The organism is Halomicrobium katesii DSM 19301 (assembly GCF_000379085.1).
GTDB lineage: Archaea > Halobacteriota > Halobacteria > Halobacteriales > Haloarculaceae > Halomicrobium > Halomicrobium katesii.
The window spans coordinates 2581318-2602791 of the sequence record NZ_KB905378.1 but is presented as its reverse complement, the minus strand read 5'-3'; the positions used below and the strand labels follow the sequence as shown (position 1 = coordinate 2602791).

Annotated in this window: 23 protein-coding genes and 1 pseudogene; 7 read left to right on the top strand and 17 right to left on the bottom strand. The window is 67.2% G+C overall.

All coding sequences use genetic code 11. The features are described from left to right. Positions 1-320 precede the first annotated feature (320 nt). Positions 321-665: pseudogene (locus tag HALKA_RS19570) on the top strand (IS5/IS1182 family transposase); the annotation flags it as partial. Between the two features lie 99 nt (positions 666-764). Further along, positions 765-1556, top strand: coding sequence for a YihY/virulence factor BrkB family protein (locus HALKA_RS0113680; RefSeq protein ID WP_018258525.1), 792 nt, complete (start codon positions 765-767; stop codon positions 1554-1556). A gap of 146 nt (positions 1557-1702) precedes the next feature. Here HALKA_RS0113680 and HALKA_RS0113675 read toward each other — a convergent pair whose 3' ends face one another. Continuing rightward, on the bottom strand, positions 1703-3529 hold the full coding sequence (locus HALKA_RS0113675; RefSeq protein ID WP_018258524.1) for a bacteriohemerythrin: 1827 nt from the start codon (positions 3527-3529) through the stop codon (positions 1703-1705). Between the two features lie 105 nt (positions 3530-3634). On the opposite strand from HALKA_RS0113675, the gene HALKA_RS0113670 reads away from it, so the two are divergent. After that, positions 3635-4066: a pyridoxamine 5'-phosphate oxidase family protein gene (locus HALKA_RS0113670; RefSeq protein ID WP_018258523.1), complete on the top strand. Its 432-nt coding sequence runs from the start codon at positions 3635-3637 to the stop codon at positions 4064-4066. 9 nt (positions 4067-4075) lie between these two features. Here the strand turns inward: HALKA_RS0113670 and HALKA_RS0113665 are convergent, their stop codons facing one another. Continuing rightward, entirely contained in the window at positions 4076-4270 is a 195-nt protein-coding gene (locus HALKA_RS0113665; RefSeq protein ID WP_015763399.1) for a heavy-metal-associated domain-containing protein, read from the bottom strand. A 106-nt stretch (positions 4271-4376) separates the two neighbouring features. Between HALKA_RS0113665 and hisD the strand changes: the two genes are divergently transcribed. Genes hisD through HALKA_RS0113650 form a run of 3 tightly spaced genes read left to right on the top strand, consistent with a single transcriptional unit; the run spans position 4377 to position 6569 of the window. Beyond that, positions 4377-5651 (top strand): histidinol dehydrogenase, encoded by a 1275-nt coding sequence (hisD, locus tag HALKA_RS0113660; protein WP_018258522.1) that lies wholly within the window; start codon positions 4377-4379, stop codon positions 5649-5651. A 14-nt stretch (positions 5652-5665) separates the two neighbouring features. Continuing rightward, entirely contained in the window at positions 5666-6160 is a 495-nt protein-coding gene (locus HALKA_RS0113655; protein WP_018258521.1) for a GNAT family N-acetyltransferase, read from the top strand. A gap of 43 nt (positions 6161-6203) precedes the next feature. Then, positions 6204-6569: a HesB/IscA family protein gene (locus HALKA_RS0113650; RefSeq protein ID WP_018258520.1), complete on the top strand. Its 366-nt coding sequence runs from the start codon at positions 6204-6206 to the stop codon at positions 6567-6569. Between the two features lie 3 nt (positions 6570-6572). On the opposite strand, the gene HALKA_RS0113645 is transcribed toward HALKA_RS0113650, so the two are convergent. From HALKA_RS0113645 to HALKA_RS0113620, 6 genes are all read right to left on the bottom strand, one after another. Then, positions 6573-6773, bottom strand: a complete 201-nt coding sequence (locus HALKA_RS0113645) for a dodecin (protein WP_018258519.1) — start codon at positions 6771-6773, stop codon at positions 6573-6575. Positions 6774-6853: 80 nt separating this feature from the next. Continuing rightward, positions 6854-7513 carry a DUF2238 domain-containing protein gene (locus HALKA_RS0113640; RefSeq protein WP_018258518.1) on the bottom strand — a complete coding sequence of 220 codons (660 nt, stop codon included), beginning with the start codon at positions 7511-7513 and terminating at the stop codon, positions 6854-6856. Next, positions 7510-8127, bottom strand: a complete 618-nt coding sequence (locus HALKA_RS0113635) for a hypothetical protein (protein WP_018258517.1) — start codon at positions 8125-8127, stop codon at positions 7510-7512. Before HALKA_RS0113635 ends, HALKA_RS0113640 begins: the two co-directional genes overlap by 4 nt. A gap of 43 nt (positions 8128-8170) precedes the next feature. After that, positions 8171-9100: a metal-dependent hydrolase gene (locus tag HALKA_RS0113630; protein ID WP_018258516.1), complete on the bottom strand. Its 930-nt coding sequence runs from the start codon at positions 9098-9100 to the stop codon at positions 8171-8173. Positions 9101-9210: 110 nt separating this feature from the next. After that, positions 9211-9510: a DUF7116 family protein gene (locus HALKA_RS0113625; protein ID WP_018258515.1), complete on the bottom strand. Its 300-nt coding sequence runs from the start codon at positions 9508-9510 to the stop codon at positions 9211-9213. An 84-nt stretch (positions 9511-9594) separates the two neighbouring features. Further along, positions 9595-9834, bottom strand: a complete 240-nt coding sequence (locus tag HALKA_RS0113620) for a DUF5816 domain-containing protein (protein ID WP_018258514.1) — start codon at positions 9832-9834, stop codon at positions 9595-9597. A gap of 121 nt (positions 9835-9955) precedes the next feature. On the opposite strand from HALKA_RS0113620, the gene HALKA_RS0113615 reads away from it, so the two are divergent. Continuing rightward, positions 9956-10360, top strand: a complete 405-nt coding sequence (locus HALKA_RS0113615) for a universal stress protein (RefSeq protein WP_018258513.1) — start codon at positions 9956-9958, stop codon at positions 10358-10360. Between the two features lie 9 nt (positions 10361-10369). Here HALKA_RS0113615 and HALKA_RS0113610 read toward each other — a convergent pair whose 3' ends face one another. From HALKA_RS0113610 to HALKA_RS0113570, 9 genes are all read right to left on the bottom strand, one after another. Then, positions 10370-12133, bottom strand: coding sequence for a methyl-accepting chemotaxis protein (locus HALKA_RS0113610; RefSeq protein WP_018258512.1), 1764 nt, complete (start codon positions 12131-12133; stop codon positions 10370-10372). Positions 12134-12442: 309 nt separating this feature from the next. Next, on the bottom strand, positions 12443-13693 hold the full coding sequence (locus HALKA_RS0113605) for a P-loop NTPase (protein WP_018258511.1): 1251 nt from the start codon (positions 13691-13693) through the stop codon (positions 12443-12445). Position 13694: 1 nt separating this feature from the next. Next, positions 13695-14561 carry a HEAT repeat domain-containing protein gene (locus HALKA_RS0113600; RefSeq protein WP_018258510.1) on the bottom strand — a complete coding sequence of 289 codons (867 nt, stop codon included), beginning with the start codon at positions 14559-14561 and terminating at the stop codon, positions 13695-13697. After that, the gene (locus HALKA_RS0113595; RefSeq protein WP_018258509.1) at positions 14558-15385 is read right to left on the bottom strand and encodes a DUF8068 family protein; all 828 of its coding nucleotides are present in this window, start codon (positions 15383-15385) and stop codon (positions 14558-14560) included. Before HALKA_RS0113595 ends, HALKA_RS0113600 begins: the two co-directional genes overlap by 4 nt. Then, positions 15382-16056: a molecular chaperone TorD family protein gene (locus HALKA_RS0113590; RefSeq protein ID WP_018258508.1), complete on the bottom strand. Its 675-nt coding sequence runs from the start codon at positions 16054-16056 to the stop codon at positions 15382-15384. Before HALKA_RS0113590 ends, HALKA_RS0113595 begins: the two co-directional genes overlap by 4 nt. Further along, positions 16056-16898: an ethylbenzene dehydrogenase-related protein gene (locus tag HALKA_RS0113585; protein ID WP_018258507.1), complete on the bottom strand. Its 843-nt coding sequence runs from the start codon at positions 16896-16898 to the stop codon at positions 16056-16058. The genes HALKA_RS0113590 and HALKA_RS0113585 overlap by 1 nt, the downstream gene beginning before the upstream one ends. Positions 16899-17302: 404 nt before the next feature. Beyond that, on the bottom strand, positions 17303-18379 hold the full coding sequence (gene narH / locus HALKA_RS0113580) for a nitrate reductase subunit beta (RefSeq protein WP_018258506.1): 1077 nt from the start codon (positions 18377-18379) through the stop codon (positions 17303-17305). Beyond that, on the bottom strand, positions 18376-21294 hold the full coding sequence (locus HALKA_RS0113575; protein ID WP_018258505.1) for a nitrate reductase subunit alpha: 2919 nt from the start codon (positions 21292-21294) through the stop codon (positions 18376-18378). Before HALKA_RS0113575 ends, narH begins: the two co-directional genes overlap by 4 nt. Then, positions 21287-21469 carry a DUF8120 family protein gene (locus tag HALKA_RS0113570; protein ID WP_026190320.1) on the bottom strand — a complete coding sequence of 61 codons (183 nt, stop codon included), beginning with the start codon at positions 21467-21469 and terminating at the stop codon, positions 21287-21289. The genes HALKA_RS0113575 and HALKA_RS0113570 overlap by 8 nt, the downstream gene beginning before the upstream one ends. Positions 21470-21474 lie beyond the last annotated feature (5 nt).

The window sequence follows — 21474 nt, the reverse complement described above, 5'->3', positions numbered from 1 at the left end:
GTGCGCCACACCGCGGACACATCAGTGGCGCGCCTTCCGGAACCGCGAGTCCACAGTGCGGACACCCATCAGTGTCGGGCGTCGTCATCGCGTCGACGACCACCTCAGTTCCACTCCAGATCGAGTCGAGTGTTCCAACGTCGTCGGGTCTATCGACTGTGCTCTGTCTGTGTGCCCCGGAGAAGCGCGAGTCTCGGGCCGACGGACTCGGCGGCCTCGTCCCCATCAACATCGATCTCGGCGGGTACGGTCACGGTCTCACCGTCGACGCACGCTAATAGCCCCAGCGTCCCGGCAGCCCGACCACAAGTCTAAGGATTCACAATACGAAGACCGGACCGCAGGTCGTCCGCCGAAACGCGGACGACCTGCAGTCCGTCGCCGCCGATAACGGCTTCCAAGACTGGCATTTCGAGTACGAAATCGCCGCACACGACGTTGAGTACCTTGTTCACTACCGTGGTTCATCAGCGAAAGCAGCTGCGAACAACGCGCTTAATCGAGCAAATGGCTACGCTCGGCGGTGGATGGCCGAAACGTCCGATTCGACAACGAAGCGCTCGCTCGACGATGCCGTGCGAGCGCTGGGCTGGTATCGGCAGTTCCGTGAAATTGTCCTGATGCTTGCCATCACCAACATAGAACTGGTGTGTGAACCGCTGTAACCGTGACTCAGCAGCTATTCAACACGGCACTCTCGAACACCCTCAAGATCGACGCGGAGCCACCGCCGCATTCAACCGGGTGCCCGCTCTACGCGACGTATGTCGATCGTTCGTTCGGTTGTCACGCTCGCTCGCGACCGGAACGTTACGTTCCTCGCGGCGGGCATCGCCTACTACGCGTTCGTGTCTATCGTTCCCCTGCTGCTCCTTGCGATCGCCGTCGCCTCGACGCTCGGCGGCCAGGCGTTCGCAGACCGGGTCGTCGCAGTGCTGGGCCGGATGCTCTCGGCGTCGGGCCAGGAGCTCGTGGCGGGTGCGCTCACCGAGACCGCCGGGCGGGGGACGGCCTCGCTGGTCGGCTTCCTGGTGTTGCTCTGGAGCGGACTGAAGCTCTTTCGCGGACTCGATCAGGCGTTCGACGAAGTGTACGCCGCCGAGGTCCACACGTCGCTCCTCCAGCAGTTGCGGAACGGACTGGTCGTCGTCGTCGGCGTCGCACTCGCGGTCGGGACCGCGGTCCTCGTCGGTATCGCGCTCTCGATCCAGCCCTGGGAACTCCCGCTCGTCAACGTCTTCGGGACCGTCGCGCTCGTCGTCGTCATCACCCTCGCCTTCCTGCCGATCTACTACGTTCTGCCGCCGGTCGACGTGTCGCTGCGAGAGATTCTCCCCGGCGCGGTGATCGCTGCTGGCGGGTGGGTCCTGCTCCAGCTCGGATTTCGCGTCTACGCGGCCAACGCCGGGCAGTACGCTGCCTACGGTATCCTCGGGGCCGTCCTGCTGTTCGTCACGTGGCTGTACTTCGCGAGCATCGTCGTCCTGATCGGCGTCGTCGTCAACGTCGTCTTGCGGGAAGCCGGGATCGATTCCTCGTCGGTGCCGGCCGGGTAGCTGGCGTCTCCCTCGTTCCGTCTGCGATCCTCGCGGGAACCTGTGGCCCGGTGTCGGGGCGTCGTTCATACTATCGGCTGTAAATCTGTGAACGATTTCGCCACCCCGGGGTGGCGAAGATCTTCACGAAGTTACAGCCGGCAGTATCACTCCTGGAGCCCGAGATCACTGCCTTCGACCGAGCCGTCGTCGATGCGGAACCAGCCGTCGTGTACTGCCCGCTCGGTCGCCTCGGGATCGTCGCAGTAGCCGTCCATGACTGTCGGACCGTCGATCAGGACATCGCTGTCGGCCGAGAGCCCGACGGTAACGCCGGGCAGTGCCTCCCCGACACTGTCGCGCTCGAAGTCGTCGGGGCCGTTGATCGTTCCGACGGCGCTCGTCTCGACGGTCCCGGACAGTTCACACAGGGGGACACCGAGGCCGTGGAAGAAATCGAGGAGGTGATCGTCGAGGCGACCGGTGCTCGACAGTGCGTAGGTCAGATCGTCGAGCCCGAACGCCTGGCGCAACGGCCGGTAGGCCAGTCGTTCCGCTGCCGCGTACTTCAGCGGCGTGCCGCTGCCGTCGATCACGTCGCGCCCGTACCCAGTGACGCTCCCGGCTACCTTGCGCTTGGCCCAGCCGAAGGTGCCGATCCGGTCCTGAAGCTCGCCGTACAGCTGCTGGTACAGTTTGGGGACGCCGATCAGTACCTCCGGGCCGAGTGCCGGCAGTGCCTCGACACTGCTGGCCTGGTCGGTGTACGCGACGGTGGCCCCGGCGTCCCAGAGGTAGTAGGCCCCGACGCGCTGGTAGACGTGTGCGACCGGCAGGAGCGCGGTCCCCGTCGCACCGGGGTCCAGTGGGAGCGCGTCGCTCAGTGCCGCGATGGCCGCCCGGAGGTTCCGGTGGGTCAACGCGACGCCGGTCGGCTCGTCGTCTGCGGGGACCTGATAGACGATCGTCGCGAGATCGGTCCCGCGGCGATTCAACCCCGGCAGGGAGCGCTGTGACGACGCCGGCAGCGGCTCCGTGTCGACGACCACGTCGACTGCCCGCTCGACGGCCGAAGGCGGGTCATCGGGTGACGCGAACCCGTCGATGTCGGCGGTCGTGACGATCGATCGCAGCTGTTCGTCGTCGAACGAGGGATACAGCGGGACGGAGACGAGCCCGGCGAGGTGGCTGGCGAGGTCGAAGAGCAGCGACTCGCCGTTCGATTCGAGGTCGATCGCCAGCCGGTCGCCCGGCGTGAGCTCCGTCTCCAGTAGCCCGCCAGCGACCGTCGTCGCACGCTCGTACAGCGACTCGAAGCTCCGTTCCGTCCGCTCGTCGCCGCCGTGTTCGACCGTCGCCACACGGTCCCCGTGTGTCGTCGCCACCTGTTCGAACCACGACGCGATCGGCCCGGCGGGAACGGACAGCTCGCCGCCGTCTAAGACCGCTTCTTCCACGGAGACCGTCGTCGTCGGCTGATCGTCGGTCGTCTCGGGGGGTGACTCCGAGCGGCGACGCTGCCGGAGCGTTCCGGGCGTGTACTCGTAGGTCTCGTCGACGTCCGTCTGGTAGTACTCGCCGTAGCGCTGGTCCTCGTCACCCGCGGCGATGTGGCTGTCGAGCCAGTCTCGGAGGAAGGTGAGGACCTCCATCGTGACGTACTCGCCGTCCTCGTGACGCTCGCGAAAGTCGCCGACCGTCGACGCGAACTCCTCGTGCATCTCGCGGTGGTCGTAGAAACAGTCGGCACAGTCCATCGCGTAGCCACAGTCCTGCATGAACTCCTCCTCGTCGCCGAAGTGGTACTCGGTGTACCGTTCGAGCTCTCGGAGGATGTCACCGATCTCGTCCTGTGAGTGGCCCTCGTCCATGGCCGTGTGGAGATCGTTCAGCAGGCCGAACAGCCGCTTGTGCTGTTCGTCGAAGCGGTCGATCTGTGTGCTGTAGCGCTCGTCGTCCCACCGGGCGAACGCGTCCTCGGACTCTAGTTGCATACTCTGGGCTGCCCCCAGCATCCTCAAAAGCACCCCCTCCGGTTCTCGGTGGATGAAAACGGAGCGACACGCACAACAGGGGACCGGTCGATCACGCAGACAGCGATGCGTCAGCTCACCGACGAAGCGATCGCCGAGGTCCTCGCGGCGAACGGTATCGGCGTCCTCGCCTTTGGCGAGACCGGTCGCTATCCCTACGCCGTCCCCGTCGCCTTCGGGTACGACGCGGACGCCGACGTCTTGGCTCTCCAGCTCGAAGGCGGGACGGACAGTGAGAAACACCGGGCGCTGGAGCGACACCCGTACGTGTCGATCACCGTCTTCGAAGAGACCGAGCCGCGGGACACCTGGCGCAGCGTCGTGGTCAGAGGGAAACTGGTCGAAACGAGCTACGAGGCGGTCGAGACGGCCTTCGCGACACTGGCAAAGCGGACGCGCTCTGCACCGAACCCCGTCGTCTGGGGGGACTCGGCGACCGTGACGCCCTACGAACTACAGATCGAGGAGTGGAGCGGTCGGTCGTTTCCGATCAACTGAACGACGAGCCTACGTCTGGGCCGAGTAGCCCGCTTGCTCGACTGCTTCGACCAGGGCCGCCACGTCGGCGTCGCCCTCGACGCTGGCACGCTCGTCTTCGTGGTCGGCGCTGGCGTCGGTGACGCCACTGACGGCTTCGAGAGCCTCTTCGACCGTCTGTTCACAGTGCTCGCAGGACATTCCTTCGACGGACAGTGTCGTCATACACTCGCCGGTAGGAGCGGCTCGTTTATTCGGGTTGCGCCTCGGTCCCCGCTCGCGTCGGGCCGTAGATGGCAAACCGTTTTTCCGTGCGGTCCGAACGACGGGTATGAACGTACGACGCGTCGGAGACCTCGGTCCGGACGAGCGCCGCGCGCTGTTCGAGCGCGACGCCGGCGTCGACGAGGTCCGCGACGACGTACAGGAGATCGTCGATCGGGTCCGAAAAGAGGGCGACGTTGCGCTGCGGGAGTTCGCCGAAGAGTTCGACGGCGTGACCGTCGGCAACGTCGACATCACCGACGACGCCGAGCGCGCCGTCGAGGAGATCGACGCGGCGACGCTGTCGGCCATCGAGGACGCCGCAGAGAACGTCAGAGCGTTCCACGAGGCGCAGTTGCCGACCGACTGGCGCGACTCCTTCGAGGGGCGCGAACTCGGTCGTCGATATCGGCCCATCGAGAGCGCGGGTGCGTACGTCCCCGGCGGGACCGCGGCGTACCCCTCCAGCGCGCTGATGGGCGTTATCCCGGCGAAAGTCGCGGGCGTCGAGCACGTCGCCGTCGCGACCCCGCCCGCCGAGGAGATCAATCCGGTGACGCTCGCGGCCATCCACGTCGCCGGTGCGGACGTGGTGTACCAGGCCGGCGGCGCGCAGGCGATCGCCGCACTCGCCTACGGGACCGAGTCCGTCGACGCCGTCGACAAGGTCGTCGGGCCGGGCAACCGGTGGGTGACCGCCGCCAAGTCGATCGTTCGGGGCGACGTGGCGATCGATTTCCTCGCTGGCCCCTCCGAGATCATGGTCGTCGCCGACGAGAGCGCCGACCCCGAACTGGTCGCCGCCGACCTCGTCGCCCAGGCCGAACACGACGAGAACGCCTCCGTCGTCGCCGTGACCGACGACGAGGGGGTCGCGGAGGCCGTCGCAGCGGCCGTCGACAGCCAGGCCGGCGCGCGCGAGCGTGAGGACGTGATCCGCGGTGCCCTCGACAGCGCGGCCTCTGGCGTCTTCCTCGCGCGGTCGATGAGCGAGGCGGTGCTGTTCGCCGAAGCGTACGCGGCGGAGCACCTCTCGATCGTCGCCGAGGACGACGAGTCGATACTCGACCGCATCCCCTCGGCCGGGTCGGCGTTTCTCGGGCCCCACAGCGCCGTGGCCGCCGGTGACTACGCCAGCGGACCGAACCACGTGCTACCGACGGGCGGCCACGCGCGCGTCACCGGCGGCCTCTCCGTGGACTCGTTCCTGCGCTCGACGACCGTCCAGCGCCTCTCCGAGGAGTCACTGGCCGACATCGAGTCGACGATCACCACGCTCGCGGAGGCCGAGGGGCTCGAAGCCCACGCCGAGAGCGTCCGCAAGCGATTCGACGACGCCTGAGGCCCCACTCCCCGATGACGGTCGCGACACCAATCGAGCGAGCGACGATTCAGGACCTCCCCGCGATCCAGCGGGTCGCCGACTGGAGCTTCCACGCGGCCTACGCCGGGCTGGTCGACGAACAGCTGCTCGACGCCGTCGTCGAGGAGTGGTACGCGACCGAACGGCTCCGCGAGCAGATCACCGATCCCGACAGCCTGTTCCTCGTCGCACGTCGCGGCGGCCGCGTTCGTGGCTACGCCAACGTCGAACCGGACGACCCATCCGAGACGTACTATCTCTCGCGGCTCTACGTCGAGCCGCTGCTGTGGGGCAACGGCATCGGCACCGAACTGCTCGCCGCCGTCGACCGCCGACTGTCGGCGGAGTCGCTCCGACTCACCGTTCTGGCCGGCAACGAGCGGGCCATCGGCTTCTACGAGCGACAGGGGTTCGAGTACGTCACCACGGAGACGACGACCTTCGGCCCGACTGTGGTCGAGGAACACGTCTATCGCAAGCCGCTGTGATCCCGGCGTCACTGTTAACACGTTCGGGAGCGACTGTCTCCGTATGAGCAGTACCGTAGACGCGGACCCCGGGGGAACAGGTATCGACGTGACCGAGCCGGCGGCTGCGGAGGCCGTCGATCTCATGGAGGGCGAACAGATGGACGTCGACGAGGCGGGGCTTCGGCTGTTCGTCCAGCAGGGCGGCTGTGCCGGGCTGTCGTACGGCATGCGCTTCGAGCACGAGCCCGAGCCCGACGACCAGGTGTACGAACACCACGATCTCCGCGTGTTCATCGACCAGTCGAGCCTCAACTACATCGAGGGCTCCGTGCTGGACTTCGAGGGGGGACTACAGGGCGAAGGGTTCCACGTTCGCAACCCCAACGTCGAGAGCGAGTGTGGGTGTGGCGAGTCGTTCCGGACCTGAACGTCACTCCTCTAGCTCGAAGGCCACCTCGACTTCGGCCTGGTATTCACGGCTCTCGACGCCTGCGATCTCGACGCCCATCTCCTCGACTTCCGCCCACTTGAGGTTGTCCAGCGTCGCTTCCGCGCGGCCGACGGCGTCGTCGACGGCGTCGTCGAAGCTCTCGGCACTGGTCCCGATCAGCGTGATCTTTTTGAAGACCATGGTTCTCGTTCACAGCCACCAGTGATAAAGATCGGGACCACCCCGGTATCGGGGACAGCACGCAAGGACGGCCGGCAGTGTCAGGCCGACCGCGTGTCCAGTGTCTCCGCGAGGGTGCCGACCACGTCGGTGAGGTACGCCGTTCCCCACACTGCGACGACGACGGCACCGATCGTGTTGAAGACGAGATCCAGCATCGTGTCACTCAGTCCGTACTGCGTGAGGACGGGGGCGGTACCCACACTCGCCGCGGCCGTGCTGACGGCGAACTCGATGACTTCCCAGAAGACGCCGAACGCGAGCACGAACAGGAGGATGAACACGAACATGAACCGCGGCGGAATGTGGATCCCGTCGCTGTGCTGGTCGAGCGATCGCACCGTCGTGTACCCCGCCGCGGCGACGATCGACGACGAGAGGGCGTGCGTGAGGTGATCCCACCACCAGATCGTCGCGTAGAAGTTCGCCTCTGTGCCGGGTAAGCCGACCGTGCCCAGCGCGTGGAGCCAGACGGCACCGGTGATCCACAGCGTCAGTCCGGCGTCGAGCGGGATCTCGTAGTCCCGTTCGAGGACGGCCGGCAGCTGGGCGACCAGCAGACCGATCCCGGTGTTGACGATGATCCCGGTCGAACCGCGTTCGATGCCGACAAAGAGCATCCCGATCAGCGACAGCTGCATGAGGCGTGTGAGCCGGCGCTGTGTGGACGCCGAGACGCCGATGTGGTCTCTGAGTCTCATCGCGTCACCTCTGGCGGGAGACGGTCGGTCCCCCCGACCTGCCGGCGCACGTAGAACGCGAAGATCAGTCCGGCGGCGACACCGGCGACCGTCGACGCGACGAACTCGACCATCAGCGCGTGTTCGATCTCCGCCTCGGGGACGCCGCGCTTCAACAGCAGCGTCGTCCCCAACAGGACGTCTGCCGACCACCGAACGACGGCCCAGACACCGGCCATCGCCAGCGTCGTGACGACGACGAAGGCGACGGCGAAGCCGTCCGTCATCCGGACCGGGGTAAAGAGGTGCAGTTCCACCACGACGACCAGCGAGATCGCCGCGACGGAGAGATACGTCGCGACCTGTCCGGTCACCGGGACCGTCGCGTAGGCCCGCCCGAGCACCGGGAGGGCGGCGAGACCCGTCACTTCCCACGGGAGCGTCGTCTGCCAGCTCTGAAAGCGGACGGGCGGCAGTACCGCCAGCGCGACGACGGCCAGCGCGAAGGCCGCCCACCAGAGCCGGTCGCGCCAGACGCTCGTCGCAATCGCGATCACCAGCAACCCGATCAGCAGCCACGAGAGGACGGCGTTCGTTCGCTGGTGGCGGAGGAGCCGCCCGATGTCGCTACTCATGTTTGGCTCCCACGTCGTCCGCGGTTGAAACAGTGTCGACCGCTCACAGCACTGCGAGGTAGACGACCAGATACGAGAGCGCGGCCGCCGTCACCGCGCCCAGTCCCGTCGCGCACGCTCTGGGCCAGTCGACCGCCCGAAGCTGTCTGCCAAGCAGTTGGCGCTGGGTGGCCCCGAGCACTCCGAACGCCAGGATCGTGAACACGAACTGGTACGACGCTTCCAGCGTCGGGGCCGGCAGCGCGACCGCCGCACCGGCATACGAGAGCCCGAGCACGGCTTTGCGGTCGATCTGTGGTCGACTCGCCCGACCGGTCAGGCGCAAGTAGACCACGAGCCCGAGCCAGAGGGTCGCCAGCTCGATCCCGAACGCGCCAAGCAGGTGCAGGGTCGGATCGGCCGCGAGCGCGACTCGCTCCGTGACGACCGGTACGTCGAACGGGTACAGAAACACCGGCGGCTCGCCGGTGAACAGGTCGCCAAAGGGGTGTGTGACGAGTCCCACGAGCGCCGTCGCGAGCACGGCACCAGAGGAGAGCCCGCGACGAGCGGCGAACTGGGTGATCACGAGCCCACCGATCCCGAACAGCACCGTGACCGCGCCGGCCACGGAGCCGCCGGTCGCCGTCGCAACGGCCGACAGACCGACCAGCACGGTGGCAGCGACGACGCGACTCGCGCTCGACCGACGCCACAGCGAGAACGCGGCCGCTGCGGTGCCGGCGAACACCAGCGAGTGGGTCGGACCGCGATGGACGACGTTCCCCGTCGACCAGAACGCGTCGGTCGCGTCGAACACACCGGAGACGCCGTTGAGCAGTCCCAGCGGCCCATAGAGGATGTCGATATCCGGGAGCGTCGCGAACAGGCCGGCGACGATCGCTAACTGGAGCGCCCGGTGGCTGTCGATCTCGCGAGACAGCGCCACGGCTCCGACCAGCGCGAACGCCGCGACGCCGTGGCCCACGAACATACGCTGTGTTTGACCGCGAGCGCGTATAAGTGTCTCGCGCCCGTGATAACACGACTCTCGGCACCTGTCGCTCGCGACACGGGGCACGCCGACGCGGTCGTTTGGCCCCGTCACACGGAGGGGCGATACACCGCGTACTCGCCGTCGTCGTCGACGCCGAGGACGGCCCAGTCGTACGACGGGCTCTCGACGGAGAGCCGGCGATAGGTGGTCACCGCGTCCTCCATCTCGGTGACGAAACACCGGTGACGCCCGTCTGTCGGGATCGTCGAGGGTTCGGAACACGTGACGCGGACGACGCGCCACTTGCGCTCCGCTCGTAGTTCGCCGTCTGTACGCGACACTGAGTAGCCGAGGTCTGCGAAAATCGACGAAGCCTGATCGGCCAGCGAGGTGGTTACGGCCGCCATCTGACAATCGATACCACGGCACACGTATTAAGTATTGTGACCGTCGTGATATATGACAGTAGTCGGTCGTCTGCGGTCAGGCGCTCACTCGTGGGCGGCGTCCCACTGGTCGGGCTTGCGAACGTTGCTACACTCGTTGCACTGCACCCGTCCCATCGCGTCCATCGCGTTGTCGACGCTCTCGCAGTTCGAACAGAAGTATCCCCAGCGCGTCGTCCCCTCGTCGTCGCTGTACACCACGTAGAACGGCCCCTTCGAACCGATCTCCGACTCCGACCGGTTCACGAACAGCACCTGCCCGTCCGGACTGTCGTGTCGTTCCATGGAGAGAGGTGGGCACGGCAGGGGTATAGACGTTGTCTTCCCGTGGGTTGCCCGGGAACGGCGACGCGACTCCGCAGCAGAGCACAACACTTGTACGAGCGAGCGTGCTACCCACGACGACATGACTCTCGTCGTCGTCCCGGTCAGGTACCCGCTGTCCGGGCACTCGCAAACGACTCTGGAGACGGCGATTCGCGTCGCCGAGGAACGCGACGCCGACCTGACGGTCCTGCACGTCAACCTCTACCAGAACGGTCGCCGCGTCACGCGAGCGGAGCTGCGCGACGCCGTCCAGTCGGAGTTCGGGCGACTGCCACGGACCCGATACGCCGTCGCGTCCGGCCTCCTCGTCGAAGAGACCATCCTCGAAGAGGTCGTCAGCCTGAACGCGGATCTCGTCGTGATCGGACGCAAACAGGCCGGTCGGTGGCGATCGATGGTCCGGCGGCTCACCGACGAGACCGACGTGGGAGAGTTCCTCCGGCACGAACTCGACTGCGAGATCGTCACCGCACCGATCGAGTGACTCGTCGGGCTACCGATCCGCGGGCCTCTCGCCGTTCTCCGTCGGGGATCGATCCTCCGTCTCTGCTTCGGGACGGCCACCGTCTGCGACTGCGGGAGAGCGTGCGTCGCCGGACTGTTGGGCCGTCGTCTCCGTCTCGAACGAGCGCAACATCCCGAGCAGTTCGTCGGCGCGGTCCGCGACGGTCCCGATGTCCTCCGAGACGGTCTCGACGGTCTCGGTCTGTTGCTGGGCGGCCGCCGAGGCCTGCTCGGCCTCGTCGCGGGTCTGCTCGCTCACCGCGGTCAGATCGTCGACCACCTTCGCTACCTCTTCGGTCGTCTTCGCCTGCTCGCCGGTCGCGTCGGAGATCTCCTGCATCGAGTCGTCGACTTCGCCGACGACGGTGACGAGCTCCTCGAAGTCTCGGAGCGCCGCCGCGATCGTCGTCGTCGAGCTCGCGACCTGTTCGTCCATCGCTCTGACCTCGGTGACCGTCTCGTCGGCCTCCTCGCTCACCGACTCGACCAGCGTGGCGATCTCGTCGGCCGACGCACGCGTTTCCTCGGCCAGGGCCTTCACCTCGTCGGCGACCACTGCGAACCCGTCGCCGGTTCCGTCGGCCCGTGCCGCCTCGATCGAGGCGTTCAGTGCCAGCATGTTCGTCTGCTCGGCGATCTCGGTGATCACGTCGACGATCTCCTCGACCGCGGCGATCTGCTCTCCGAGGTCCGCGACCGCGGTCGCGATGTGATCGATCTTCGACTCCAGTTCGTCGAGTTCGTCCAGCGCCTCGATCGCGTCTTCCCGACCGCTCTCTCCGCGCTCTGCGGCGTCTCTGGCCGTCTGTGCGGCCTCGTCTGCCGTCGCGGCGATCTCTTCGACGGTCGCCGAGAGCTTGCTCATCTCCCGTGCCACGTCCTCGTGGCGCTCGGTCTGTCTGGTCGCGCCGGTCGAGATCTCGTCGACGGACGCCGCGATCTCCTCGCTCGCCCTGTCGACCTCGTTCATGTTCTCGTCGACGCGATCACTGGCCGTCGCGACCGACGCGGCGAAGTCGGTCACGTCACCGACCGTCTGGTCGAGGTTCGCGATCAGATCGTTGTAGTTGGTGACGACCTCGTCGAACAGCGCCTCGTCGCCGTCGATCTCGTCGACGTCGATTCGCGCCGTCAGATCTCCGGCCTCCGCTCGCTCGGCCGCCGCTCCGAACGTCTCGACGAGCCGCTGGAGATTCTCCGACCGCCGTTCGAGCCGGTCGGTCATCTGCTGGAGCTCGTCGGTGTACTGCTCCAGATTGTCCGCCATGTGATCGAGCGACTCGCCCATCTCTCCGGGCACTTCTTCGTCCAGTGCGGCCGCGTCGAACTCCTGGCGAGCGAGGGCGTCCGCCTGCCGCGAGACGGTGTCGAAGTAGCCGTGAACGCGCGAGAACGAGGACACGAGCGTCCCGATCTCGTCGGGCTGGTCGCTGTCCGGTACGTCGATGTCGACGGTCCCGCTGGCGATCGCGTCCGCGCGGTCTGCCAGCGTCGTGATGGGGTCGACGATGTCCTCTCTCGTGATGAAGATCGTGTTCACGAAGACGAGCACCGCACCGAGCAACAGAGCGATCGTCAGCGCGAACTGCGCGATCCCCGAGAGAAACAGCGAGACGACGACGAGCGTCAGCGAGACGCCGAACTGAATCGCGACGGCAGCGAGGATCTTTCGTTCCAGGGACCTGTCGACACCGACGAGTGTCAGCGACCTGCGTATCTGGCGCTTGTACCAACCGACGAGCGTCGAGAGCATAGGTGTGCGAGACATCGACCACGACGAAGGTCAAAGGATCGGGTCGTTCTCAATTATTGAAAACATCTCCTGGGATCGATTTACCGCCAGTCTCCGTGGTTTTCGCACGAAATTTGGATATTACAATCGATACTATCCGCCCAGACACGCCGCGGCGTCGCCGGACGATAGGCTCCACGGCGATGGTCTCGCTGGCCGCCTGAGAAAGAGAACGAACAGAGCGGTATAGTAACAATTGAAACAATTTATATATTGATTGCACTACCATCGTGTGATCGAGTATGCATTGATTTTCAATGGCCACTATAGCTACTCCGCCGAGGGCCTGATCGTCTCCAGTACCCAGTCGTCGGGGGTCGCTCGGCGCACTTCGAAGGGATCGAACGCCGCCCGTGGAGCGTCGGCCAGGCGGCCGAGGAAGTTCCCCACCGGCGTCGGGTCCCGGTCACTGACGAGGACGAACGGCTCGCCGCCGTCGAGCGCGGTGAATCGCTCGCGGACCCGGGCTTTCCGTTCTTCCGGCGCGAGGCCGCGGATGTCGACAGCGGCGTCCGGTACGTCGACCTCGTCGGCGGTCGCAATCGCGGCGTCGACTTCGCTGGCGAGATCGGCCACGGGCGCTGGCACGTCGCCGGGCGTCGGCGTCCCTTGCAGGTCGTGAGTGAAGGGGAGTTCGGCGAGGACCGCCGCGTCGAGGTCCCCGACCGCTTGCTCCGGGAAGAGGTCGTTTGGCTCGCCACAGCAGTCACAGACGTACTCGGCCATGTTGACGACGGTCCCGAGGACTGGCACGTCGTTGTCCCGGAACAGTTCGACGGTGCGGCTCGTGTCGCTGACGCTGGCGTGGAACGGCGTGGTGACGACGACGACGCCGTCGACGGGAACTTCCTGGAGCGTCGTCAGCACTACGTCGCCGGTCCCCGGCGGGAGGTCGATCACGAGCACGTCGTCGTTGCGCCACGCGGTGTTCGTAAAGAGGTCGTTCAGCGCGTCGTGGGCCATCGCGCCTCGCCAGGCCAGCGGCGCGCCCGACTCCATCAGGCCGACGCTCATCACGTCCAGCCCGCCGACCGACACGGGGAGGGGATCGCCCTCCTCGCTGGACTGGACCGGTCCGCTCACGTCGAGCAGTTCCGGCACGTTCGGGCCGTGGATGTCGGCGTCGAACAGCGCCACGTCGTCGTCGGCCGCCAGCGCACAGGCGAGGTAGGTCGCCGTCGTCGACTTGCCGACGCCGCCCTTCGCGCTGGCGACGGCGATCACGTGGTCGAACTCCCGGACGCTCGCCCGGTCGTCACTGGAGGGTGTCGTCCGCTCGACGTGGACGCCTTCGACGCCGGCCACGTCGTCGACAGCGCGTAACATGGCCTGGACGACCTGATTCGCCGTGTCGCCGTCCAGTGCGGTTATGTCCGTTTCGATGGTCACGTCGGCGTCCTCGACGACGACGTTCTCGACGAAGCCGGCCTCGAACACGGAGAGGTCGGCCTGTGGGTCGCGCACCGCACGCAACGCCGCTTCGACGCGATCGGTCACGGTGTCTGTGTTCGTATCTGTCATCTTAGAGACCCGGCATCCTGTTGAGGCGGTCCTCGCCGGGCAACAGGCGACTGTCGTTTTCCAGCGCGCCGCCGAACTGGCGGCGGAAGCGACGCGGCTCGACTTCCAGGGCGCGCTCGGCCGTCTGGCGGACCACCGTCGTGGGATCGTCCGTCAGCTCCCGCAGGCGATCGCGGGCCCGGTCCTCGTCGACGCCCCCGAGCATGTGTGCAGCCCACTCGCGGACGCGCTCGCTGTCGTCGCGGCTCTGTTCGAGCAACAGGTCGGCCATCGCCTCGCCACGGAGCTTGAACAGCGAGATGGCCGCGTTCCGGCGGACGGCGTGGTGGTCGTCGTCGAGTGCCGCTTCGAGGTCGGACTCGTGGGCCTCGCGGTCGAGGTTGTCGAGCGCCACGACGGCCTCCGATCGGACCCACGGGTCGGGATCGTCGAGCAGTTCGACCGCGACCGCTGCGGCCGCTTCGCCGGTCTCCGTCCCGGAACCGGCGTCGGTCCCGTGGGCGGTCAGTGCCTCGACGGCGAACTGGCGCACGTCGTCGTCCGGGTCGTTGGTCGCGGCGTAGGCCAGTCCCGCGACGATCGTCTCCGTCGTCGCCCGGTCTTTCAGCGCGAGCGCGGCCCGACGACGGTCGATCTCGCCGTCGGCCGCCAGATCGGCCAGCAGTTCACTGGGATCGTCGCCCTCCACCGGCTCGGTGTCGGCGGCCGCCAGCTCCGCGGGCGTCGCCTCGCCGATGGTAACGTCGGCGCGGCTCACTTCGATGTCTTCGAGCGCGTCGATGTCGGCGTGGAGACCGGGGCTCCGTTCGGGATCGAGCTGGGGGTCCGGCTCCGCTTCGAGGTGCTTCTCGAACTCGTCGTCGGTCATCGCTCCACCTCCAGCGAGAGCAGCGTGGCGATCCCGAGGGCGAACGGGACGGCCCGCGGGAGCGTCGCCGGCACGCCAGCGAAGGCGAGCAACGCGACGCCGGCAAGCAGGGCGAAGCGTCGCTCTCGGAGCGCCGCGCTCGCCGCCGTCACCGCGCCAGCGACGGCCAGCCCGACGACGACCAGCGACGTGCCCACGACGCCGCTGCCGACGAGGGTGGTCGCGCCCGCGACGAACGGATTCGCGAGGCCGACGGCCACCACGACGGCGAACGCGCCCGCGCCGACCCCGACCGCCCGCGGGCCAGCGCCAGCGAACAGTGGCGTCCCAGCGATGCCGAGCAGCGCGAGCGTCGAACCGAGCGGTCTGAGTTCGGGCAAGCCGAAACCGGCCGCGAGCGCGACTGCGACGGCCGCGACGAGCAACGCGGTCGCCGCGCCCGTCCAGACGGTGAGTCGGCGGCGGAAGCCGACCGCGACGACGCCGGTCCCCGTGGCGACGGCGACGGCCGCGGGCGTGGCGAGGCCGACGGCGGCCGCGAGCAGCCCGAACACGCCGACGAAGAGGAGACCGACGCCCGCGAGGGGGTCGTCCTCGCTCGCCCCGAGCCACAGTGCGACCAGTGCGGCCAGTCCCGTGGTCGCGCCCGCGATCGGCTCTCGTGGGAGCGTCGCCGGTGCCGCCGGTGCGTTGACGAGGATCGCCGCAGCGAACCGCGCGCCGACTGCGATCGCGACGACAGTGGTCGCGACGATTGCGACCGTCCACCGCCCGAACGAGGCCGGACGCACGACGGCGGACCGCTCGATCTCGCTCGCGGTCATGCTCCCTCCAGCCGTGCCGCCAGGTCGTTTCGGTCCGCGCGGACGACTCGCTCCATGAACTGTCCGAGGCGGCCGTACACGCCGGTGCCGGGTTCGTCGGCGAGGCGATCGGCGACGCCGGCAGCGAGATGCCCGAGGTGGCGGTCGTGAAAGTCCAGCCGGGCGGCCGCTGCGCTCTCGTCGACGGCGGCCTCGCGGCGGGCGAGAAACGCCGCGAACTCCAGCTCGTAGGCCAGCGCGTCGTGGTTGTCTCGATCGTCCTGATCGATGGCGAGCCCGTAGTAGTCGTAGGCCCGTGCCAGATCGAGGTTCACGTCGTTCCAGGACCGATCCGGCCGGTACTTCGACTCGTACAGCGGCACCGGCGGTCCCCCTGCGTCGAGCGAGCCGTCGGTCCGGTCCGTGTACTCGCTGTACCCCAGCTCGAAGATGTCGTTGTATCGGGCGGCCAGGGTCTCGTAGCCGTCGTCGGTCGTGCAGTCGGGGGCCGCCATGTCCAGCGTCGTCTGTGCGACACACACCTCGATGTCGGCGTCGAGTGCCCCCTCCGTGGCGGCCTCGTGGAACGCCTCGTCGGGATGCCGGAAGGCGTATGCCAGGGTCCGGAACAGCGTCGCTCGGGCCGCCGCGTCCACGCCGAGATCGTCGGGCGCGTCGGTGACGGTCGCCATCAGTTCGGCCCTCCTCCCGCTCGGTAGACGCCGAACGCGGTGACGGCAGTCACCGCGACGATCGCGAGTCCGGCCAGCGTCCACAGCAGCGTCTGGTACGGCGGTCCGCCCGGCCCACCGCTCATCGGGAAGTAGTACCACTCGCTGACAGCCTTCTGTCCGGCGCGCTCGCCGTTGGAGCCGTTCCAGACCGCGAAGGCGACGTCGAGGTCGCCGTCGTCGCTGATCGCGGTCCGGTTCTCGCTGGTCGCGTCGAGGGGGCGCGAGTAGACGACGGTCCAGGTGGCGTTCTCGCCGGTCCCCCCGTGGGTGGCCGTCGCGTCGATCACCGGCTCGTCGAACGGCGTCGTCGAGCCGGCACCGCCCGCCAGTAGCTCCTGGGTGCCGGTGTCGCCGGACCAGTACCAGACGTTGACCCTGTTGTCCTGTCCCCCCATCGCGATTGGCGGGCGGGCGCTGCGGTTGGCCGGGAACTGCACGGCGACGGCGTCGGCGAACGCCCGCACGTCGCTGGCGCTCTCGTCTCTGGTCTGGTCGTGCCACTCCAGACGGACGAAGAGCTGGTCGTCGGTCGTCGCCGCCTGTACGTTCACCTCCTCTATCGTGGTGTTGTCGGCGTTTGGCACGCTCGACGGCGCGCTGGTCAGGGGCACGTCACTGGCGGGCACCGCCTCCCAGCCGTCGGCGTCGGGTCCGTCGAGTGGACCGTCGGGACGCTCGACCACGGGGATCTCGTGGGCCGGCCGCGCGCTCGCCAGCGGCGTCGCGACGGTCGAAACGACCACCAGCGTCGCCACGAGCGCCGCCGCGACGAGGGCACGTCGATGTCGGCGGTCAGTCATCCTCGAACACCTCCAGAGCGAAGCTCTGCCGAGCTCGAGGATTCGTGCCCTCGCTCCGCTGGCGCTCCGTTCGCTTACGCATCCTCGAACACCCAAAGACTCGCTCCGCTCGTCTTTCGAGCCCGCGGATGCTCACTTCGTTACGCATCCTCGAACACCCAAAGACTCGCTCCGCTCGTCTTTCGAGCCCGCGGATGCTCACTTCGTTACGCATCCTCGAACACCCAAAGACTCGCTCCGCTCGTCTTTCGAGCCCGCGGATGCTCACTTCGTTACGCATCCTCGAACACCCAAAGACTCGCTCCGCTCGTCTTTCGAGCCCGCGGATGCTCACTTCGTTACGCATCCTCGAACACCCAAAGACTCGCTCCGCTCGTCTTTCGAGCCCGCGGATGCTCACTTCGTTACGCATCCTCGAACACCTCCAACCGGTACTGTTCGGCTGGATTCTTGTCCTGGAGGATCTCCATGAGTTCGCTGTCGGCTCCCTGTCTCGCCCGCTGGCGCTCCCGTTCGATCGTGTCCAGTGCCTCGTCGACGCGGTCGCCGAACAGCTCTCGAAGGTACTGGCGGGGGATACGGTCCACGTCGACCGACTCGCCCTCGTCGGTGTGCTGGGGCGGTGCGAACGGCGGGATGTAGTAGACGTTGGGCTGGGTCTGGAACTCCGGATGCAGCGGGAGCGCGACCTCGTACTCCTCGACGAGCTTGTAGATGGGTCCGTCTTCGTCGTCGAGAAAGCCCACCAGCCGGAGCTGCGGGGGACACTCCTCGGCACAGGCGGGCGCGAACGTCTCGCCGTCCGGCCCCTCGCCCTCGATGCGGGGGTAACAGAAGATGCACTTCTCCGATTTCTTCGAGACGGTGTTGTAGTACACCTTCTTGTAGGGGCACCCCTCGACGCAGTAGCGGTAGCCCCGACAGCGGTCCTGGTCGACGAGGACGATGCCGTCCTCCTCGCGCTTGTACAGCGCCGATCGCGGGCAGGCCTCGACACAGGAGGGGTGGGTACAGTGGTTGCAGATCCGCGGGAGGTAGAAGTAGTAGCTGTTGGGGTACTCGCCGACACCCTCGTCCTCGTCCCAGTTGGGACCCCACTCCGCGCCGTCGCGGGGGCGCAGCGGCTCGTCGCTGCCCTCGTACATGATCTCTTCGTGGTTGAACTCCCAGGCTCGGCCGTAGTCCTCGCGATCGGGGATCTCGCCGGTCTGGCGGTCCGAGTGTTCCTCGGACTGCCAGCCGCCACCCGACTCCTCCCAGCCCCGCGGGTAGCCTTCGCCGGGCTTGGTCTCGACGTTGTTCCAGTACATGTACTCGCTGCCGCCGTCCTCCGTCCAGAGGCTCTTGCAGGCGATCGTACACGTCTGGCAGCCGATGCACTTGTTGAGGTCCATCACCATCGCCACCTGGTGGTCGACGCCGTCGGCGACGGTGATCATGGTGTCCTCGTCCTCGCCGTCGTTCTGGGTGTTCGAGCTCATTGGCGGTCACCTCCTGCGGGGCGCACACCGACAGACTCGCGCTGCTCGTCTCCCGAGCCCGACTGCCCGTCGGTCAGTCGGACGTCCACGTTCACGTCGCTGTTGACGCCGGTCGGACCCCAGTAGTTCGGGAAGAAGTAGAGGTGTTCGCCGGTGTCCTCGGGGTACTGGACCAGCTGCGTGGGCTTCATGTACATCGGTACGAGCGTGTTGAAGTTGTCTCGGCCCGGATACTGGAACTTCTCCCACGAGAAGAAGTGCCGGACCGTGCCGGGGTCACCCGACGGGTAGATCTTCGCCTGTACCTCGACGCTGCCCATGTCGTTGTACACCTCGACGGTGTCGCCGTCCTCGATCCCGCGCTCCTCGGCGTCCTCGGGATTGAGGAAGACCGTCGGTTCGCCCCGCTGGAGCCGGAGCATCTTCGTGTTCTCGCGCCACATCGAGTGGATCGACCAGCGGCTGTGGGGCGTGTTGTAGGAGAGGGGGTAGTCGCCGCCGGTGTCCTGTGGCCCCTCCTTGTGCGTGGGCAACTCCTCGCCGAGTTCGAGGAACCAGTCGTGGTCGACGTAGTACTGCTGGCGGCCGGTGAACGTGGGCCAGGGCTGTTTGTCCTGGACGTAGTCCTGCCAGGGGACGTACGGTGCTCCGTCCTCGATGTCGGAGGTCCAGTGATCCCCCGCCGCTTCGAGACGCTGGGGCTGCTCGACGGTGTCGGCGAACGTGATCTGCTCGTCGCTGTCTGCGGGGTTGGACTCCTCGCTGTGTTCGAGGACGAACTCGGAGGCCTCGCGGCCGTCTTCGAGGGCTCCCTCCTCGCCGGTCTCCCAGTCGCGCACGTAGTCGTCGTAGATCGTCGTCAGGTCGATCTCGCGGTCGAACGATCGGTCCTCGACCGGTTCGACCCCCCGTTCCTGGGCCCGCTCCTGGATCTTCTCGGCCAGCAGGCGGAAGATCTCCCAGTCAGACTTGGCCTCGCCCAGCGGCTCGACGGCGGGCGTGAACGGGTGGACGTACGTGTGCATGTCGGTCATGTTCAGGTCGTGCTTCTCGTAGTGGCTCGCCGCCGGGAGGACGATGTCGGAGTACATCGCCGTCGAGTCCATCCGGAAGTTGATGTCCACGACCAGATCCAGTTTCGGCCAGAGCTGTTCCTCGACGGCGACGTTGCCCTTGGCCTGGTTGAAGTAGTTGCCACGCCAGACGAACATCATCGAGGGGTCCGGCCGGGACCCGTCCTCGCGCTCCTCGGGGTACACCGGCATCCAGCCCTCGTCGATGGACTCGCGGATCTTCTCGGCGGTATCGGGATCGGTGTTGTCGAGGATGCCGGCGTGGAAGTAGGTCCACAGCGTCGTCGGCACGCCCCGCACGCTGCCGGTCGGGAACGAGAGCGTCTTCCAGCCGTGGAACGTCCAGATCTTCTCCTGGCCGACGTAGTGATCCAGCCCGGTGCCGGGTTCGCCGAGGTTCCCGGTCAGGGTCACGAGCAACTGGATCGCCCGGTTCCCCAGGTCGTTGTGGTACCAGTCGTTGACGCCCTTGCCGTGGATGATCTTGGCCGCGTCGGCGTCGGCGAACTCCCGGGCGACGCGCTGGTAGGTGTTCTCGCCGACGGTGGTCTCCTCGTGGACGAACGCGGGCGTGTACTGTGACAGTTCCTCACGGAGGTTCTCCCAGACCGAGCGGACCGCGACCGTTCCCTCGCCGGTTTCGACGGTGCGGTCGACGCCCAGCTGGGGGTCGAAGTCGAGTTCGATGCTCGACTCGGGGTCGTGCTGGCCGTCGCGCTCGCCGAGCGAACCGGGCGCGCGCCGGAGCTCCCCGTCCTCGTCGACCATCACGAACACCTTGTCCGGGTCGTCGGCGTCCGCCGCGAGACCGACCTCGCCCGCCCGGAGGAACTTCCCGGTGTCTTCTCGCACGAGCAGCGGCATGTCGGTCTGCTCTTTGAGGTGGGACTCGTCGTACAGCTCCTCGTCGACGATCGTCTGGGCCATCCCGAGCGCGAGCGCGGTGTCGGTGCCACCCTCCGGCGCGAGCCACTCGTCGGTGTGGATCGCGGTCTGGGAGTAGTCGGTGAAGATCCCGACGCGTTTCGCTCCCTCGTAGCCGGCGTCGAGGAAGTACTTGGCGTCGGGGATACGGGTGACGTTGATGTTCGACCCCCAGGCGATGATGTAGTCGGCGTTGTGCCAGTCGGCGGACTCGGCGTTGTCCGTCTGGGTCCCCCAGGTGATCGGCTGACCCGGCGGCAGGTCGGAGTACCAGTCGTAGAAGCTGTGGGACACGCCGCCCAGCAGGTTCACGAGCCGGGAGCCGCTGGCGAACGACACGGGCGACATGGCCGGGATCGGCGTAAAGCCCGAGATTGCGTCGTACCGGCCCGCCTGCACCTCGTCGATGACGTGGTCGGCGATCTCCGTCAGTGCCTCGTCCCAGGAGATGCGCTCCCACTGGCCCTCGCCGCGTTCGCCGGTGCGGCGCAGCGGGTGGAGCACGCGCTGGTCGGCGTTGACGTAGTCCGTGTAGCAGGCCCCTTTCTGGCAGCCCCGCGGGTTGGGATCTGGGAGGTCCTCGTCGATCACGGGGTAGTCGCCGGCCTGTTCCTCGCGCCAGACCTGCCCGTCCTTGACGTAGACGTTCCACGAACAGGAGCCGGTGCAGTTGACGCTGTGGGTCGACCGCGCCACGGAGTCCCAGTCCCACTCCTCGCGGTAGAGGTCCTCCCACTCGCGGTAGGGGTACGATCCGATCGGATCGTCGACCGCCTGCAGCCCGTCCATCTCTTCGTCGGCGAACGACAGGCCGGTCGCGCCGACGATCGAGGCGGCCCCGAGGCCGCGGACGAAGTCGCGTCGGGTAATTCCGGAACTGTCCATCCACCGGTCGTCGTCGATGTCGTGTTCACTCATGAGTCAGAAACACCGTAAGCGTCGCACAGAGAGCGCCGACGACGGCGAGCGCGAACCCGGTCGGCGTCGAGCCACCGGCTTCGAGGCCCAGCGCGACGAGGCCGAGCCCGAGCAGTTTGCTCGCCGTGTCCAGCAGTCGATACTGTCGCTCCGAGAGAGCGGCTGCGTCAGTCATCGTCG

Excerpts from the sequence above, each read along its gene's own strand:
- HALKA_RS0113620 (WP_018258514.1), bottom strand. The coding sequence starts at position 9,834 with ATGGAACGACACGACAGTCCGGACGGGCAGGTGCTGTTCGTGAACCGG.
- HALKA_RS0113595 (WP_018258509.1), bottom strand. The coding sequence starts at position 15,385 with ATGACCGCGAGCGAGATCGAGCGGTCCGCCGTCGTGCGTCCGGCCTCG.
- HALKA_RS0113590 (WP_018258508.1), bottom strand. The coding sequence starts at position 16,056 with ATGGCGACCGTCACCGACGCGCCCGACGATCTCGGCGTGGACGCGGCG.
- HALKA_RS0113625 (WP_018258515.1), bottom strand. The coding sequence starts at position 9,510 with ATGGCGGCCGTAACCACCTCGCTGGCCGATCAGGCTTCGTCGATTTTC.
- narH (WP_018258506.1), bottom strand. The coding sequence starts at position 18,379 with ATGAGCTCGAACACCCAGAACGACGGCGAGGACGAGGACACCATGATC.
- HALKA_RS0113670 (WP_018258523.1), top strand. The coding sequence starts at position 3,635 with ATGCGTCAGCTCACCGACGAAGCGATCGCCGAGGTCCTCGCGGCGAAC.
- HALKA_RS0113630 (WP_018258516.1), bottom strand. The coding sequence starts at position 9,100 with ATGTTCGTGGGCCACGGCGTCGCGGCGTTCGCGCTGGTCGGAGCCGTG.
- HALKA_RS0113635 (WP_018258517.1), bottom strand. The coding sequence starts at position 8,127 with ATGAGTAGCGACATCGGGCGGCTCCTCCGCCACCAGCGAACGAACGCC.
- HALKA_RS0113680 (WP_018258525.1), top strand. The coding sequence starts at position 765 with ATGTCGATCGTTCGTTCGGTTGTCACGCTCGCTCGCGACCGGAACGTT.
- HALKA_RS0113575 (WP_018258505.1), bottom strand. The coding sequence starts at position 21,294 with ATGAGTGAACACGACATCGACGACGACCGGTGGATGGACAGTTCCGGA.
- HALKA_RS0113615 (WP_018258513.1), top strand. The coding sequence starts at position 9,956 with ATGACTCTCGTCGTCGTCCCGGTCAGGTACCCGCTGTCCGGGCACTCG.
- HALKA_RS0113610 (WP_018258512.1), bottom strand. The coding sequence starts at position 12,133 with ATGCTCTCGACGCTCGTCGGTTGGTACAAGCGCCAGATACGCAGGTCG.
- HALKA_RS0113675 (WP_018258524.1), bottom strand. The coding sequence starts at position 3,529 with ATGCAACTAGAGTCCGAGGACGCGTTCGCCCGGTGGGACGACGAGCGC.
- HALKA_RS0113650 (WP_018258520.1), top strand. The coding sequence starts at position 6,204 with ATGAGCAGTACCGTAGACGCGGACCCCGGGGGAACAGGTATCGACGTG.
- HALKA_RS0113600 (WP_018258510.1), bottom strand. The coding sequence starts at position 14,561 with ATGACCGACGACGAGTTCGAGAAGCACCTCGAAGCGGAGCCGGACCCC.
- HALKA_RS0113655 (WP_018258521.1), top strand. The coding sequence starts at position 5,666 with ATGACGGTCGCGACACCAATCGAGCGAGCGACGATTCAGGACCTCCCC.
- HALKA_RS0113645 (WP_018258519.1), bottom strand. The coding sequence starts at position 6,773 with ATGGTCTTCAAAAAGATCACGCTGATCGGGACCAGTGCCGAGAGCTTC.
- HALKA_RS0113605 (WP_018258511.1), bottom strand. The coding sequence starts at position 13,693 with ATGACAGATACGAACACAGACACCGTGACCGATCGCGTCGAAGCGGCG.
- hisD (WP_018258522.1), top strand. The coding sequence starts at position 4,377 with ATGAACGTACGACGCGTCGGAGACCTCGGTCCGGACGAGCGCCGCGCG.
- HALKA_RS0113665 (WP_015763399.1), bottom strand. The coding sequence starts at position 4,270 with ATGACGACACTGTCCGTCGAAGGAATGTCCTGCGAGCACTGTGAACAG.
- HALKA_RS0113585 (WP_018258507.1), bottom strand. The coding sequence starts at position 16,898 with ATGACTGACCGCCGACATCGACGTGCCCTCGTCGCGGCGGCGCTCGTG.
- HALKA_RS0113640 (WP_018258518.1), bottom strand. The coding sequence starts at position 7,513 with ATGAGACTCAGAGACCACATCGGCGTCTCGGCGTCCACACAGCGCCGG.
- HALKA_RS0113570 (WP_026190320.1), bottom strand. The coding sequence starts at position 21,469 with ATGACTGACGCAGCCGCTCTCTCGGAGCGACAGTATCGACTGCTGGAC.